The sequence below is a fragment of the Cohnella terricola genome, from assembly GCF_007786475.1.
GTDB classification, from domain to species: domain Bacteria; phylum Bacillota; class Bacilli; order Paenibacillales; family Paenibacillaceae; genus Cohnella; species Cohnella terricola.
On sequence record NZ_VNJJ01000003.1, the window covers coordinates 166,055 to 182,086 of the forward strand.

21 protein-coding genes and 1 pseudogene are annotated in these 16,032 nt (G+C 44.9%); 21 read left to right on the plus strand and 1 reads right to left on the minus strand.

The window, feature by feature from the left end; genetic code table 11:
• The 19 genes from FPZ45_RS06400 to msrB form a co-directional block, all read left to right on the plus strand.
• Window positions 1–460: hypothetical protein (locus tag FPZ45_RS06400; RefSeq protein WP_222430762.1), on the plus strand; the 460-nt coding region annotated here is incomplete at its 5' end.
• Window positions 461–483: 23 nt separating this feature from the next.
• Complete coding sequence (locus FPZ45_RS06405; protein WP_144699596.1) at window positions 484–990, plus strand: DUF6630 family protein; 507 nt, start codon at window positions 484–486, stop codon at window positions 988–990.
• Window positions 991–1,038: 48 nt separating this feature from the next.
• A complete protein-coding gene (locus FPZ45_RS06410; protein ID WP_144699598.1) occupies window positions 1,039–1,890 on the plus strand; it encodes a hypothetical protein in 852 nt (283 codons plus the stop codon).
• 20 nt (window positions 1,891–1,910) lie between these two features.
• Window positions 1,911–2,417 carry a DUF6630 family protein gene (locus FPZ45_RS06415; RefSeq protein WP_144699600.1) on the plus strand — a complete coding sequence of 169 codons (507 nt, stop codon included), beginning with the start codon at window positions 1,911–1,913 and terminating at the stop codon, window positions 2,415–2,417.
• A gap of 71 nt (window positions 2,418–2,488) precedes the next feature.
• Window positions 2,489–3,130, plus strand: a complete 642-nt coding sequence (locus FPZ45_RS06420; RefSeq protein WP_144699602.1) for an Imm43 family immunity protein — start codon at window positions 2,489–2,491, stop codon at window positions 3,128–3,130.
• Between the two features lie 215 nt (window positions 3,131–3,345).
• Window positions 3,346–3,960 carry a DUF1349 domain-containing protein gene (locus FPZ45_RS06425; protein WP_144699604.1) on the plus strand — a complete coding sequence of 205 codons (615 nt, stop codon included), beginning with the start codon at window positions 3,346–3,348 and terminating at the stop codon, window positions 3,958–3,960.
• A 60-nt stretch (window positions 3,961–4,020) separates the two neighbouring features.
• Complete coding sequence (locus tag FPZ45_RS06430; protein WP_144699606.1) at window positions 4,021–6,276, plus strand: ATP-binding cassette domain-containing protein; 2,256 nt, start codon at window positions 4,021–4,023, stop codon at window positions 6,274–6,276.
• Between the two features lie 102 nt (window positions 6,277–6,378).
• The gene (locus FPZ45_RS06435; protein WP_144699608.1) at window positions 6,379–7,110 is read left to right on the plus strand and encodes an AzlC family ABC transporter permease; all 732 of its coding nucleotides are present in this window, start codon (window positions 6,379–6,381) and stop codon (window positions 7,108–7,110) included.
• Entirely contained in the window at window positions 7,101–7,427 is a 327-nt protein-coding gene (locus FPZ45_RS06440; RefSeq protein WP_144699610.1) for an AzlD domain-containing protein, read from the plus strand. Before FPZ45_RS06435 ends, FPZ45_RS06440 begins: the two co-directional genes overlap by 10 nt.
• 82 nt (window positions 7,428–7,509) lie before the next feature.
• Window positions 7,510–7,764 (plus strand): hypothetical protein, encoded by a 255-nt coding sequence (locus tag FPZ45_RS06445; protein WP_144699612.1) that lies wholly within the window; start codon window positions 7,510–7,512, stop codon window positions 7,762–7,764.
• Between the two features lie 76 nt (window positions 7,765–7,840).
• Window positions 7,841–8,020 (plus strand): DUF421 domain-containing protein, encoded by a 180-nt coding sequence (locus tag FPZ45_RS25670; protein WP_425456992.1) that lies wholly within the window; start codon window positions 7,841–7,843, stop codon window positions 8,018–8,020.
• A 121-nt stretch (window positions 8,021–8,141) separates the two neighbouring features.
• Complete coding sequence (locus FPZ45_RS06450) at window positions 8,142–9,119, plus strand: NAD(P)/FAD-dependent oxidoreductase (protein ID WP_144699614.1); 978 nt, start codon at window positions 8,142–8,144, stop codon at window positions 9,117–9,119.
• Between the two features lie 84 nt (window positions 9,120–9,203).
• Window positions 9,204–9,527 carry a DUF2642 domain-containing protein gene (locus tag FPZ45_RS06455; RefSeq protein WP_144699616.1) on the plus strand — a complete coding sequence of 108 codons (324 nt, stop codon included), beginning with the start codon at window positions 9,204–9,206 and terminating at the stop codon, window positions 9,525–9,527.
• Window positions 9,528–9,710: 183 nt separating this feature from the next.
• On the plus strand, window positions 9,711–10,895 hold the full coding sequence (locus FPZ45_RS06460; RefSeq protein WP_144699618.1) for an MFS transporter: 1,185 nt from the start codon (window positions 9,711–9,713) through the stop codon (window positions 10,893–10,895).
• Between the two features lie 5 nt (window positions 10,896–10,900).
• A complete protein-coding gene (locus FPZ45_RS06465) occupies window positions 10,901–11,263 on the plus strand; it encodes a GIY-YIG nuclease family protein (protein ID WP_144699620.1) in 363 nt (120 codons plus the stop codon).
• A 74-nt stretch (window positions 11,264–11,337) separates the two neighbouring features.
• The gene (locus FPZ45_RS06470) at window positions 11,338–11,817 is read left to right on the plus strand and encodes a DUF6530 family protein (protein ID WP_144699621.1); all 480 of its coding nucleotides are present in this window, start codon (window positions 11,338–11,340) and stop codon (window positions 11,815–11,817) included.
• A 203-nt stretch (window positions 11,818–12,020) separates the two neighbouring features.
• A complete protein-coding gene (locus tag FPZ45_RS06475) occupies window positions 12,021–12,728 on the plus strand; it encodes a cytochrome c biogenesis CcdA family protein (protein WP_144699623.1) in 708 nt (235 codons plus the stop codon).
• A 20-nt stretch (window positions 12,729–12,748) separates the two neighbouring features.
• Window positions 12,749–13,312: a TlpA family protein disulfide reductase gene (locus tag FPZ45_RS06480; RefSeq protein ID WP_144699625.1), complete on the plus strand. Its 564-nt coding sequence runs from the start codon at window positions 12,749–12,751 to the stop codon at window positions 13,310–13,312.
• Window positions 13,313–13,329: 17 nt separating this feature from the next.
• A complete protein-coding gene (gene msrB, locus FPZ45_RS06485) occupies window positions 13,330–14,427 on the plus strand; it encodes a peptide-methionine (R)-S-oxide reductase MsrB (RefSeq protein WP_144699627.1) in 1,098 nt (365 codons plus the stop codon).
• 146 nt (window positions 14,428–14,573) lie between these two features.
• On the opposite strand, the pseudogene FPZ45_RS26000 reads toward msrB, so the two are convergent.
• Window positions 14,574–14,702, minus strand: a pseudogene (locus FPZ45_RS26000) (thioredoxin domain-containing protein); the annotation flags it as partial.
• A 186-nt stretch (window positions 14,703–14,888) separates the two neighbouring features.
• Here FPZ45_RS26000 and FPZ45_RS06495 point away from each other — a divergent pair.
• Window positions 14,889–15,320 carry a DUF6526 family protein gene (locus FPZ45_RS06495; protein WP_144699629.1) on the plus strand — a complete coding sequence of 144 codons (432 nt, stop codon included), beginning with the start codon at window positions 14,889–14,891 and terminating at the stop codon, window positions 15,318–15,320.
• 9 nt (window positions 15,321–15,329) lie between these two features.
• Window positions 15,330–16,022, plus strand: coding sequence for a response regulator transcription factor (locus FPZ45_RS06500; protein ID WP_144699631.1), 693 nt, complete (start codon window positions 15,330–15,332; stop codon window positions 16,020–16,022).
• Window positions 16,023–16,032: the final 10 nt, after the last annotated feature.

Below are 16,032 nucleotides of genomic sequence, written 5' to 3' on the forward strand. Positions count from 1 at the left end.
AAAATGGGGCATGGATAATCCTGTGAGAGAAAAAGTAATGCAATACGGAAAGGGCCTGGGGATCTATCAAAGAATTGTAGATGAATGGGACAACTCATTTCAGGAGATCGAGCAAGACTATTGGAATATTTTATGCGAACACCACTTAAACGGACTAAGTTTAACAGGAAGCACACGAGAGAAGGAAGAGTTTATATCGTATGGTCTTGTTCCTATGGAACTTCTCAACGTGTTTAAGGTAAGAAAAAAATTAGGATTAGATATCCCTGAGATTAAGCATGAGCTGTTCCATACACCCATGGCTACATACCCCATTTTGCCAACAGGCTATGATGAGAAGTTTGACGTCAGATTTCAACTTATAGAACGGACAATTAAAGAGAAGAAACGGTTTACTATTGAAGAGATTATGGCGCAAATAAAAGAAGAGTATGGTGAAGGATCAGATATCTTTTACTAAACTTATGGAAGAGGATGGGTAGCATGAACAAATCAGCATTCTTGCAGCTTAGCCAAAAGTTATCCCACGATATAGAAGCGATCATCCGAGAAGAGATTACATCAGCTGTAGACCAGCCAACCGATTATTATGTGAACAACAAAGATCGTCTCGAAGAAAGAGGCATAGAGGAGCCTAATAAGGAGATGATCTGGATCGCTTTGGTTAATTTATTAATCGAAAATGATCTTGCCTTTGAAATCGATTGGAAAGAGACAGGAATCTACGTTTGTGATGTAGTGGAGGGATTATTAGATAGGAAAAAATTACCTATAGTAGATTGGGAAGAGCTAGAAGATGAAAGCTTTAATAAGATGCCATCTGATCAATTTCTCGTTGAGGTCGCTAAGAAATTAAGATCAGCCAATCTCGCTCTGGCTCATATGGATATTGGTAGTGACAGCTATGTTTTGATTGTTGTACCTACGGCGGATATGAGTGAAATTAAGCGGTTGGCACAGCAAGCAGAGGTAACTATAGGTGAATTTTAGGTAGCACTGATAATGGAATATTAATTTATATGAGGAGTGATAATCTGAATGGATCACACGATGAACTTAAAATATTTTAATAGAGCACTTAGAAAATATAAAAAGCACGTGATCTCGGAGGAACAGGTTCAAGAAATATTAGATGAAATAAAAAATGATATTGATGAGAAGATACAAAATAAAGATAAAAACGATTTGGTACTGTGTCTCAGAAATGCTATAGGTGTTCATCTTGAACAAAATGCAAAAACTAAAATATTAAATGGGGAAGCGGCCTGGGAACTGATAGAGCAAGAAGTTTTTTGGCTCATACAAGCCATCAAGAGTGTGCCGGCTAGTAAAGAGGTCAGTGCAAGAGAACTTGGAGGGCTTATCGGTTTATCATTACTGTGGGATCATCAGGAGATTGCTGAATTAATATATCTCTATGCAAGTAATATGTTGTCTAAGGATCGGGAGTATTACTCTGAAGAAAAAACCCATCACGTATTTATGACATGCCTGTATTATAAATGGAAAACAGGCGAGATGCCTCCATTATTCGATATATTGCCGGAAGATCACATCTATCAAAGACTAATGAAGAATTGGTATCAAACAGATCAATTAGCCGAATTGCTCTATGAAGTGTGTGAATTCCATATTTATAGTGCGAGTGATACACCGGAGAAAAATAATGAAATTTTGTTGTTTGACCATATTCCGTATGATTATTACTGCATCAAATTAGTTAGGGAAAAGGAAGGCTTAGAAACGCCAAACATTGAACATCCCTTACTTCAAACAGCATTAGCAAATATCCCAACTAGCAGTCCAGGGTACAATCCAGAAACGGATGAGATCCTGCAATACGTACTTCGGAATGAAAAGGTACCTGATTGGCAACGTATAATACGATAAATTGTGAGGATGAGAATATCATGAATAAATCCGCATTTCTTCTGCTAAGCGAAAAGTTATCCTATGATTCGAAAGCAATCGTACTTGAAGATGTTACTTTAGCCGTCGAACATCCAGACCTATATATGGAGAAATATCAAGATCGTCTTGAAGAAAGAGGCATCGATGAGCCGGTGGAGGAATTGGCTTGGATCTCTCTAGTTGATGTATTGATTGAACATAAATTGGCCTTTGAAGTCGATTGGAAGGCGACAGGAATCTATGTTTGCGACGTAGTTGATATATTATTGCACAGAAAGAAAATATCGCTAATAGATTGGGAAGAGTTTGAAGATGAAGACTACAGCGATATGCCGTCTGATCAATTCTTCCAAATCGTTGCTAACAAATTAAGCGAAGTCAATCTCGCTCTGACCTATTTGGATATAGATAGTGACTGTTACGTTTTGATTGTTGTACCTATAGAAGATATGAGTGAAATCAAGCGGTTGGCACAGGAAGCAGAGGTAACTATCGGTGAATTTTAGGTAATGATATTGTACTAAAATGCTAAATAGAGGGGGTAAAAACTATCACGAATAGAAAGCAAATATATGCTATGGAAGGGAAAAGCGGTAGAGGAGTTCCTATTTTTATGAAATCCGTATTAGCAGAGGAGTTTAATGAGAAGAAACCAATGCCGGGCATGGATTATAAATGGGTTAAAAGTCAAGGTACAGGAAAGGCTGAATTTCCAGATAAATTGTATCTAGTTTGTAAAGAAAGATTATTGCTTTTTGACTATTTTGCTGATTTTCAAGGTTTTATAATTTCTACTGAATTCTTGAAGCTATTTAATAGATATTCATCCATGGAGGGGTATCAGTTAGTTCCTTTGGAGACTATTTCGTGGAAAGGTAAGAAGATTACAGAGAAACAATACTATAATTTGTTTCCTTATCATAAGGAGAAATGGGTGGATTATCAAACGTCTGTATTCCAAATTAAACAGGGGAAAACATTAGAAGATGTCATCAACAAAAACGGACTATTAATAAATAAGTATGAAGAAATAAAATTAATAGAATCAGCAATGAATAAAGAGGTATTCACCTTAAGCGGTGCACATCTGAACAGTTTTTTATTTTGTAGTGAAGAGTTTAAGCATGAATTGGAAAAAGCAAAATTAGTAGGAATTGATTTTATTTCAATTGAAGAGTTCCCAACTTATTATAATAAGAAATATTTATATTTCTTATAAAACGCTATACTTTAATTATAACAGGCCTAATTTATGCAAATCGCATTAAGATAGGCCTGTTTCATATTTTATCAGTGGAGAAGGAACCTATAGAAAAATGAATGTAAATGCGGGAGGGAAATGTAATGGATAGCAAGCTCAGAATATCGCTTGATTAGTGAAGGTTCAACATTTATTCTATTTCGGAGCAGCAAATATTTTAGGAGGTCATAGCGATGACACAGCAGAGCAGAAAGAGAATGGACTGGAAGGAAGGAGTATGGCTCAATCTCCCGCAGTCTTCCCGTGAGGAAGGCGAGGCACTTAAGGTTATGCCCGAGAAGGGCGGAGATTTCTGGAAAAAGACACTGTATGGCTTTGAATTCGAAAACGGGCCGGCATTGCTAGCAGATTGGGATTGCAACACGGCAGTCGAAGTATCTTTTCATCTAGGTTCCTTTAAGGAGTTGTACGATCAGGCAGGCCTGCTGTTATATCATGGTCCGGGACAATGGATTAAAACGGGCATAGAAATCAACGATGGCATTCCCCAGCTTGCCGCGGTTGTTACGGATGGTTATTCCGATTGGTCGCTTGCGGCTGTACCGGAATGGGCGGGAGAAGAAGTTACCGTGCGCGCTTCGATTATTAAGGATGCCGTGATTATTCGAGCTCGGAGTAAACACCATGCGTGGCGGACGATTCGGGTTGCGCGGTTTCCATACCCGACAGGTAATCAAGCCGGTCCTTATTCTTGCTCGCCCACCCGCGAGAGCTTTGAGGTAACGTTTACCCGCTGGGACATTACCGCGCCGGATCAGGACCTTCATATCGATCCACCAAATGTCTGATTAGGACAAATGGTACAATGTGAATATCAAGTAGAATCGCTTATCGGAAGGATGTTAAGCATGAACGAATCGAATCAAGAATATATTGTCATCTCGGGTGCAAGGGAAAACAATCTCAAGAATGTATCCTTGCGCATTCCGAAGCGGAAGATTACGATCTTCACCGGAGTATCCGGTTCCGGCAAGTCATCGATCGTGTTCGATACGATCGCCGCTGAATCCCAGCGTCTGCTGAACGAGAACTTCAGCATGTTCGTCCGTACTTTTCTGCCACGATTTCCGCAACCGGATGCAGACGCGCTTGAGAACCTGAGCATGGCCGTTATCGTGGATCAGAATCGGCTGGGCGGCGGCTCCCATTCCACGATGGGCACGATCACCGATATCTCTCCCATTCTCCGTCTTCTCTTCTCCCGGGCGGGTCAGCCCCATGTCGGACCGGTAAACATGTTTTCCTTTAACGATCCGCAAGGCATGTGTCCGGAGTGCAACGGGATTGGCCGCAGGCTGGGCGTGGACATGAGCAAGGCGGTGGACAAGTCGAAGTCGTTGAATGAAGGGGCAATCATGCTGCCGGGGTATACGGTGGACAGCTTAGATTGGTCGATGCTCGTGCAGTCGGGGCCATACGATCCAGCCAAGAAGCTGAGCGAATATTCGGATGAGGAACTGGAACAGCTGCTTTACGGCAAAGCAAGGAAAGTGGCGACGCAATTCGGCGGAAAGATGATTAACATCACGGTGGAAGGCGTTATCGAGAAGTTTACCAATAAATACATCAAGCAGGATCTGAAAACGAAGTCCGAGCGCACGCAACAAACTGTCGCGCCGTTTATCACCGAGGGGACCTGCTCCAGCTGTCATGGCGCGAGACTGGGACAAGCCGCGCTCAATTGCAGGATCAATGGACACAACATTGCGGAGTTGTCCGCCATGGAGGTCGGACAGCTCATTCGCGTCATTCGGGAGATTGACGACGCGATCGCCGCGCCGGTCGTTAATGCGCTGTCGGAACGGTTGCAGCATCTGGTGGATATCGGACTTGACTACTTGACGTTGGACCGTGAGACGGATACTTTGTCCGGCGGCGAATCGCAGCGCGTCAAGATGGTCAAGCACTTGAGCGGTAGCCTGGTAGATGTCACTTATATTTTCGATGAGCCTAGCGTTGGCCTGCACCCTCGCGATGTCCACCGGTTAAATGAATTGTTGAAGAAGTTGCGCGACAAGGGCAACACCGTTATCGTCGTCGAGCATGATCCCGATGTGATCAAGGTGGCGGACCATGTCGTTGATGTCGGACCACATGCCGGCAGTCATGGCGGTACGATCGTATTTGAAGGAACTTTCCAAGGTCTGCTAGAGTCTGGTACGCTGACAGGCACCCATATGAAGCGTCCGCTCCAACTCAAAAACGATTGCAGACAGCCGACAGGCAAGCTTCCCATCAAAGAGGCCACATTGCACAATCTCCGCAACGTAAGCGTTGATATTCCAACCGGAGTGCTGACCTTAGTTACGGGCGTCGCCGGTTCCGGCAAGAGTACGCTGATTAACGATGTATTCCTGGGCCAGCATCCGGATGCGATCGTCATCGACCAATCGGCTGTAGGCGTGTCGACACGCTCGAACCCCGCGACCTATACGGGCATCATGGATGATGTGCGCAAGGCGTTTGCTTCCGCGAACAAGGTGAACCAAGGCTTGTTCAGCTTCAACTCCAAGGGGGCGTGCGAGAACTGCCAAGGTTTGGGCGTCGTGTATACGGACATTGGATACCTTGATAGCGTGAAACTGCCATGTGAAGTATGCGGTGGTAAACGGTTTAAGGAAGAGGTTCTTGAATACAAGCTGAACGGCAAATCGATTGCGGAAGTACTGGAGATGACTGTAGAGCAGGCATTGGACTTTTTCCAGCTAAAAGAAGTCGTGCGCAAGCTCCAGGCCATGAGCGATGTGGGGCTGAATTATATTACCCTCGGCCAGCCGCTCAGCACGCTTTCGGGCGGGGAATGCCAGCGCATCAAGCTGGCGAGCGAGCTGCATAAGAAGGGCAGCATCTACGTCATGGACGAGCCGACGACCGGCCTGCATATGTCGGATATCGGTCATCTTCTAGCAATCATGAACCGCCTCGTGGATGCCGGCAATACGGTGATCGTCATCGAACACAACCTTGATGTGATCAGCCAAGCGGATTGGATCATCGATATGGGGCCGGACGGAGGGAGCAAGGGCGGCCAAGTGGTGTTCGAAGGCACGCCTTCGCAGATTATTCATGAGCAGCAGTCGATTACGGGAAGATATTTGAAGTAATCATCAATAAAACAGGTCACTTCATAGGAGTTTGTGCTCCTCAAGTGATCTGTTTTTACTAGTTCTAGTAAACGAATTAGGAATAAGAGAAAGAGGAGAACGATGCAAGAGAATTTCCGCATAAAAAGACACGAGGTTGAAAAAAGCGATGAGAGTTACTTTCAGGGTGTCAAAGACTGCATTCCTACGTTATTGGGTTACTTGAGTATCGGATTTGCCGCAGGCGTAGTCGGAAAAACTTCAGGACTAAGCATAGCCGAAATCACCCTATTGAGCTTACTTGTCTATGCTGGATCGGCTCAATTTATCTTTGCCGGGATGATTGCAGCGAACGGCTCGGCTACTGCTATTATTTTTACGATTTTCTTTGTTAATCTTCGCCATCTTTTACTTAGTGCGGCCTTATCGCCTTATTTTCGTCATCTTACTCCCTTCAAGAACATTTTGATAGGTTCTTTACTCACGGATGAGACATTCGGCGTTGCCATGAATCAAACAGCGAATAAGAAATCGATCAGTGAAAAATGGATGCATGGTCTAAATATAACAGCTTATTTAAATTGGATCATAGCCAATATAGCTGGAGCTTTTTTCGGACAATGGATTAAAGATCCTCATAAATTAGGTTTGGATTTTGCATTGCCAGCCATGTTCATCGGCCTTCTGGTTCTGCTGATGGTGAGCCGGGCGAAAATTGCCGTAGATGTTGTAGTTGCAATAAGCGCCGTTGTCATCGTTGTAGGCGTAACTTGGTTGTCATCCGCGAGTGTAGGTGTCATACTGGCTACAATTATGGCTTCGTCAATAGGAATGGTGGTGGAAAAATGGAAGTAAGGTGGCCAATTCTATTGATTATTATTGGGGCAGCTGTTGTTACATTCTTACCAAGAGTGCTTCCGCTTATTGTTCTCAGCCGCATACAGCTACCCGAATGGGGAACGCGTTGGTTGAAGTATGTTCCAATCTCAGTCATGGCGGCCTTGGTCGGGCAAGAAATATTTATGCGAGATGGAGAGCTTATTCCCTTACAAAATAACTTCGAGCTATTCGCTGCATTTCCGACTTTCGTTACGGCTTTATTGACACGCAGCTTATTAGGAACTGTAGTGGTCGGGATTATATCTATCATGGTGTTGCGTTTATTGTTTTAATGACTACACTCGAATCAAAAACCCCACGCAGATTGCCGTGTCCTTCCAATCGAATTGTTCGTCAAAGAAAGGGAGTTGGGTTATGCTTTGGACGTTAGAAGAAAATCGTGCTGCGATCGCTAGATTATTCGCGGACAAGCGCGTGATGCTTGGAGATAAGAAATGGAATACGTTGATCGATGAACTAAGCGCAGTCCGCTATGAAACGATTAAGAAGATCGACGTATTGCCTAAGTCTCCCATAGGTGTACTCGATTTGAATGCGATAGAACGAACGCGACTAAATAAGAATGAAGATATGAAATGGTTACTCATTAAGCAGAAGTACGGCGTATAAAGGGACGCGATAAGAATAAAAACATCAATTCTGGAGAAACTCCCTCTAACTGGGGGTAGTTGATGTAGAAATCGCCATTCGAACGATCGCTTCATTTGTATTTTTGTTGATTTTGACTCGATTTCTTGGAAAAAAACAAATCAGTCATATCACATTATTCAATTACATTACCGGGATCACCTTCGGCTCGATCGCTGCATCAACTGCGTTTTCTATGCTGAATTGCAAAGCGATGGCAGAATTCACGTGGATATAAAGAACGATTAATGGCATTAACCATCCGTATGCTTGACGCTTATGAGAATATGAATTACATTTATCATATACATATTATACTATTATGTATACTAAACAGCTAGAGATGAAAGGTGATCGACATGATTGATATGATTATCATCGGAGGAGGACCGAGCGGCATGTTCGCCGGTTTCTATGCGGGCATGCGGAAAGCAAGCGCGATGATCTTCGACAGTATGCCTCAACTGGGAGGGCAGTTGGCAGCTCTGTATCCGGAAAAACACATATTCGACGTAGCGGGATTTCCGAACGTAACAGCACAAGAACTTGTAGATCGCTTGGAACAACAAATGAATGCATTCGAGGTTCAGGTTCGGCTGGAAGAGAAAGTTCAGCAAGTGATTAAAGAGGAGGAACGCCGATTTAAGGTGATCACGGATAAAGGAGTCTATTACGCACGCTCCATTATTATTGCAGGAGGCGTCGGCGCTTTCGAGCCGCGCCAGTTGGAACTTCCCGAAGCGGCTGCATACATAGGAAAAGGACTTCATTACTTCATAGGCGATCTACAGGGTTTCGCTGGGAAAGAAGTCGTCGTGTGCGGAGGCGGAGACTCCGCGGTCGATTGGTCGCTTATGTTAGAAGGTGTCGCAAAACGCGTCACTCTTATTCATCGAAGGGAGAAGTTCAGAGCGCACGAGCATAGCGTAGAGAAACTTATGAAATCCAGCGTGAACGTTCTGACTTCAATGGAAGTTAGGACGATTCATGGAGAAGCCTGGTTGAACGAAATTACGATCGCGAACAACAGGACCGGGGAAGAACAAATCGTGCCCTGCGATTCTCTGATCATCAATTATGGATTTGTCTCAACGCTAGGTCCGGTCACAGAGTGGGGGTTGGATATTCAACAAGGGTCTATTCGGGTGGATTCTAAAATGCAGACGAACATCCCAGGAATATTCGCCGCCGGCGATATTACCACCTATCCTGGAAAATTGAAGCTAATCGCCGTTGGCTTCGGAGAGGCGCCTACGGCGATTAATAACGCGAAAGTGTATATCGACCCGCAAGCCAAGCTATCTCCCGGACATAGCAGCCATATGAGTTTCAAGTAATATCATGAAATTGGAACGCCGTATAGGCATTTTCCATATGTTGTAGATGTGTTTTTCAATTTACGACAAAGGAGCATGCAATATATGAATGGATATGCATACTATGGCTATCCGCAAGCCTATGCCTCGTTCCTAGCTCCGCAATTTTATCGAAATGAACATGTACAGCGCAATGAGTCTCAGTTATTGCCGAAAAACGTGATGTACACGACAGCGGTGGAACCCAAATTTACCGAGCATTTGATTCAACACAAAGGATTAATGGTTAGCATCACGACAACTGTCGGCAAATTGATAGGAACTTTGGCTGATGTATTCATAGATCACGTAGCGCTTGTAGTGGATGGAAAAACGCATCACATCCGATTAAGCGGAATCGTATATTTTGAAAAAGCCGTTGAGAAATAAACCGTGAACGAGAGCCGAGCTACAGCTTAGTGAGGCTCATACATATCGAATGAAATCCGCGATTATCGCGGATTTTTTATTTTGATCCCAAAAAAATCAGATTGACTGGCAAAGAGAAACCGATATATACTAATTTAGTAATTTAGTAATTTTGTAAATTAGTAAATGAAATGAGGAAGTGAAATGTTTTCCAACCGTTATGTTCGAACGATTATCCTTTCCCGAGTGATGTTGCAGTTGGGGATTTGGATCAGAAATTATGCCGTCCTCCTTTATGTGACCGAATTGACGAATAATAATGCGGTTTATGTATCGCTGATTTCGGTTGCGGAATTTGCTCCGATCTTTCTATTCGGCCTCATAGGAGGGACCTTTGCCGACCGATGGCGGCCGAAGCGGACGATGGTATGGAGCGATCTGTTGTCTTCCTTGTCCGTTGTGGCCGTGCTGCTTGCCGTCATGAACGGGAGCTGGATTGCCCTTCTCGTCGGATCTTTTGTATCCGCTAGTCTGTCTCAATTTTCTCAACCGTCGGCGATGAAGCTGTACAAGCGGCATGTGCCGGGCGAACAACTTCAGGGCGTGATGGCGATGTCCCAAACGGTTGTCGCTGTCTTTACGGTTCTCGGTCCGGTTGTCGGTACGTTTATTTTCCTTCAGTTTGGCATTAGCGTCTCTTTGATCCTCACGGCAGTTCTGTTTCTAGGGTCATCATTTATTTTATCGTCGCTTCCCCGAGACGCGGAGGAGGCAAGATCCGGCGGTTCAGGCGGCTTTATGAAGGAATTGGCTGCCGGACTGCGGTATATCGGGTCCAATCAATCCTTAAGAACGCTAAGCTTGACTTTCGCGGCTGTCGGATTGGCGTCGGGGCTGACTCAGCCGCTGCAAATTTTCCTAGTTATCGAGAAATTGGGACAGAACAAGCAATTTTTGCAATGGTTAGTTATGGCTAATGGGGCAGCTATGTTGGTAGGTGGGGCTGCCATAATGGGGATAGCCAAAAAGGTGAAGCCGCAGCTATTGCTCTTGATCGGCTTGCTTGTTACCGCTGTTTGTACGATTGGAATAGGCGCATCTACGATGATTTGGCTGACAATCGTTCTTTTGGTGATCAGTGGTTTGTTTTACCCTTGTATTCAAGGCGGAATCCAGGCACTAATCGTGCGGAACACGGAAGGGGCCTTTATTGGCCGGGTATCCGGAGCGATTATGCCTGTTTTTATGGGGATGATGGTGTCGGGCATGTTCATAACCGGCTACTTGAAGGAATCATTTTCTCTGTTGGCGATTTATGCGGCGAGCGGTATTTTAATTATGGTCGGTGCGATTTTGCTGCTTCCTCTTGTTAATAACGTTAAGGAGTGAAAGATATGGATATGAATAAGCGCAAGGAGTTGCTTGAGGAATTCAAGCAGATCAAGATTTATATGGGCGTCGCCCAAATCAAAAACAATGTAAACGGCAAAATCTACATCGACAGCTATCCTAACTTGAAAAACAAGTGGTTTACCCTTCGAATGCAACTGGACTCAGGGAGATTCGCGAACGCTGAACTGCAGAAGGATTGGAAAGAACTCGGAGCCGATGCGTTCTCATATGAGGTGCTGGAGCAGAAGGAAACAGACAAGGTGACCGATATGCGTTGGGAACGAAAGCAGATCTTAAAGCCGTGGTTAGAAAAGCTTCAACCCTATGGGGACAAAGGATATAATAAGCCTCCAAAGATTGACTGACGGTGAAATTCAGGATAAGATGTAACCGCCGATTAGTAATTTAGTAAATAGGTAAACGAAAAGAGGGAACTCAATTGAAAATACCTACTACCTTGAAGCATAAACCTGTAGTTGTGTCGGAGAACTATGACCAAATTGACGGCCGTCTCGCCCAAAACACGGATGCAAAAGGCCTATCATTAGGCTTGGCTCAATGGAACGATAGAGGGAAGGTCGATATTTCAGCCAAAGTATGGAGATATACGGGAGAAAAATGGTCAAGACAATCGGAGGAACTGCCACTCCATCGCGTTCTTGATTTATCCATTCTGATTTGCCGGTCGCTGGAGCATTTTCGCGATGCCTATCGTTATGAGAATTTATATGACCCGCAACAGCCCGTCATCGACAGGGTTGGTTTGCAAGGGGATGCAATGACCGTGGCTATATGTACGGACAATGAGCGAATTAACGAAGATATAAAGTTATTCAAACAAGCTTTGAGCGACGACGATGAACTGATCGGGGAACGTCTGAGAACGTTATCCAAAATATTAAAGGATATGGGGTATTGATTTTCCTTTTCCACCTTATGACGGGTTTCTGATCTGCTTTTTCTGGCAGAGCAGGAACCTTTTTTTGTTTTCGTACTTAATACATTCGTAATACTTTGCATAGAGAATCGTAAGCAGTTTCGCTTACTCTACTTTTGCAACATAAACTATTGGAGTGTGATAATGGTGATGAGAGGAAAAAAAGTAAACAGGTGGCGAATAAATTGACAGGCGATCTTTTATTCCTCTTCGGCGTATTTGCCGCAGGGCTGTTATCGTTTTTTGCACCATGTATTTTGCCGCTGCTTCCCGTATATATTGCCTTCTTGTCGGGAACCAGCGCGAACCTGGGACCGGCCGATTCCGGTTCCATTCGTCTCCGGCCAGTATTGATCATAAGGACAGTGTTGTTTGTCCTTGGGTTATCTACGGTTTTCATCTTTCTCGGTTTTGGCTCCGGGACGATCGGCACCGTGATCACAAGCTCTCGATTCATCGCGGTATGCGGAGCTGTCGTCGTAATATTCGGCATATATCAGACGGGATGGGTCAAGCTTTCTTGGCTAGAACGAGAAAGGAAGATTTCCAGCGATCGCATCAACAAGGGGGGATTTATTGGCGCTTTTCTGCTCGGGCTGACCTTCAGCTTTGGATGGACACCGTGCATCGGTCCGGTGTTGGCGGCCATTCTCAGTATCGCAGCCGGCGAGGGCTCGCCAGCTTACGGCGGTTTCCTGATGCTCATCTATACGCTGGGGTTGGCGATTCCCTTTTTGCTGATTTCTGTATTTTCGGATTTTATTCTTGCACGGATCAAACGGTTGTATAAATTCATGGGTATGATCAAGGCGATATCCGGCTGCATTTTCATCCTGATGGGAATTGTGCTTATGACGGATCGGCTCAATGCGATCGTCGTGTGGTTTCAGTAAATGGCTAGGGGGGATGTAACATGAAGATCTCAAAACAACTCATCAAATATGCGCTGGCAGCCGTAGTTTTGTTACCGGTTCTGTCCGCCTGCGGCATCAAGGAAACGATGCAAGGTTCCGCAACGGAAGAGGCATCCATGACAAGCAGCGGAAAGACGAATAAGGGAGAGACCGCTCCTTCGTTTTCCTTAAGCGATCTGAATGGCAATCAAGTCCAGCTTGCGGACTTCAAGGGCCAGAAGGTTTACGTGAAATATTGGGCCTCCTGGTGCTCGATCTGTCTGGCGGGGCTGGAGGACTTGAATACGCTGGCCGGTCAAGACAACGGTTTCCAAGTGGTTACGATTGTCACGCCGAACTATAAGGGAGAGAAATCTGCGAACGATTTTATCGAATGGTTCACCAATCGGTCCTATGACAATATTACCGTGTTGTTGGACGAGGGTGGGGTGTGGGCGAAGAAATACGGATTAAGAGGATATCCGAGTTCCTACTATATCGGCTCGGACGGCATTTTGGTCAAATCATCCCCCGGTCATGCTTCCAATGACATGATCGTGGAGACCTTCAAGGAAATAACGTGAGGGAGGACGCGATGGTCATGAGAAACGTTAAGTTAGGCTTATTCCTGGTCGCCATGATCCTGGTACTGTCCGCCTGCGGACGTATCAGCGCTGAGCAAACCAGACAGGAAGCAACGGGAATAACGACGGCCCTATCGGACAAGAAAGTTCAGATTCCCGAATCCGAGTTGCGCGACATCTACCTGGCTGGCGGCTGCTTCTGGGGCGTGGAGGCGTACATGTCCCGCATTTACGGTGTGTATGATGTAACCTCAGGTTATGCGAATGGAGAGGGCGAGAACCCGACTTATAAAGATGTGATCCGGGGTAAGCGCGGCTTCGCAGAGACCGTTCACGTGAAGTACGATCCGAAACATGTCACCCTACAGAAGCTGCTTGCCGATTACTTCCGGGTAATCGACCCCACCAGCGTGAATAAGCAAGGGAATGACCAAGGTATCCAGTATCGAACAGGGATATACTATACCGATGCCGAGGATGCCGAGGTCGTTCAACAAGCCGTGGCCCAGGAGCAAGAGAAGTACACCAAGCCGATTGTCACCGAGGTAAAACCTTTGCAGAATTATTATTTGGCAGAGGAGTATCATCAAGATTATTTGGAGAAAAACCCGAACGGTTATTGCCACATCGATCTCAGTATTCTGGATGAACAGGAGATTGTGATCGACCCATCGCAATATCCGCGACCGACCGATGAAGAATTGAAGCAACGGCTAACGGAAGCCCAGTATGCGGTGGCCGTCAACAATGATACGGAACGCGCATTCACCAATGAGTACTGGGATAATGATGCACCCGGGATTTATGTGGATGTTGCGACCGGAGAGCCTTTATTCTCCAGTCGGGATAAGTACGATTCCGGATGCGGGTGGCCGAGCTTCACTCAGCCGATCATCCCGGATGTTGTCAGATACCATGAAGATACAAGCTTCGGGTTAGTTCGAACGGAGGTGCGAAGCCGGGCGGGCGACATTCATCTCGGTCACGTGTTCGACGACGGACCCGAAGATCGAGGAGGGAAACGTTATTGCATCAATAGCGCATCTATCCGATTCATCCCGATCGCGCAGATGGACGAAGAAAACTACGGTTATTTGATACCCGTGGCGGAGTAATAGAAGCATACACAACAAACCCAGTACTGGCACAGTACTGGGTTGTTTTTTGCTGAAAATTGACAGTGCTTCAGACAAGAGATTGTTTAGCCTCAATGGCCTGCTGCAAGAACTGTTCGATCTCATTTTGAGATTTACGTAATTTATTCACATTCAGGCATGAAAGGATTTATAAATGTACAATCCACGCACCAGTCCGCTTTAAACACGGCAACTGTAAGTTCTGAGTTCTTAATCGCTTCATTAAATTCAGATTTTGAAGTGATTTTTTTCATTTAGATTACTCCCTTCTAGATCCAACATCATATAGTGACTACGTTTTTTAAAGATAATCATCAATTTTAAAGTTTTTATTAAGTCTAGCCGCGAGCTTTGGATAATAATTATCGCTGCTTAAACATTTCTTAACAATCAGGCAGTATGATGAGCGCTATGAATGCACAATGCTAAGGGGGATCGCTATGAAAAGCAATCACACTCAAAACTATTTAAATCATAAAAAAATTACGCCGTTGCAACACTATATTTTGATGCCGCTAGCCATGATTTTGTTTATTCTTGCTGTTATAAATATAATTGCGAGTAAGGGGACATTGCCTTCTATCTTATTTTTGTTAACAGCATTAAGTATTATTATTCTTGGAATACTCACGCGGATGTATGCGTTAAAGCTTCAGGATCGAATGATCTGGAGTGAAGTGAATTCCAGGCACTTACAGTTGACCGGCAAGCCTATTGATGCCAAACTGCATCTGGGCCAAGCGATCGCGCTGCGGTTTGCGGAAGACGATGAGTTCCTTCCACTCTGTGAGCGTGCGGTTAAAGAAGGCATGACTCCCGATTCGATAAAACGTCAAATCAGCCGGTGGCGAGCTGATCTATGGAGGGTTTGAAAACGGGAAATGGAGCAAAGAGGAAAGACCGTTCTAGTTGTTGAGGATGATCGGAAGATACGGAATTTGATCAAAATTTATCTCGAGAAGTCGGGGTTTGAAGTCATCGAGGCCGAAGACGGGTATGAAGGGCAACGCAAGTTTGAAACGTATGATCCATGTTTTATTATTATGGATCTCATGATGCCCAGACAAAGCGGAGAAGTTCTATGCCAGCGTATTCGTGGCGAATGCAAGAGCGATGTGCCCATCATCATGCTTACGGCCAAAGTGGATGAGCAGGAGCGGATTAACGGTCTTCGACTTGGTGCGGATGATTATGTGACCAAACCTTTTAGCCCACAAGAATTGGTTGTGCGTGTGGAGACAATTCTGAGGAGAACCGATAACCGTTGCAGTAAAATTAGTTATCGGGGACTCACCGTAAAGCCGCAGCGAGGGGAAGCCAAATACAATGGTATGCAATTGCCCCTGACGAAGCATGAATTTCGTCTGCTGCATTTTTTAATGAAGCATCCTAATCAGATTTTAAGTCGGGAACAGATTCTGGAGGATCTTTATCCGAATAACGAAAAGCTAGTCATTGATAGAACCATCGATGTACATGTCAGCAAACTTCGAGAGAAAATAAGCGAAGCAGGATGCTCTTCAGAATGTATTGAAACAGTTAGAGGCATGGGATATCGATTCGTAACTTTTTAGTGATCTATTA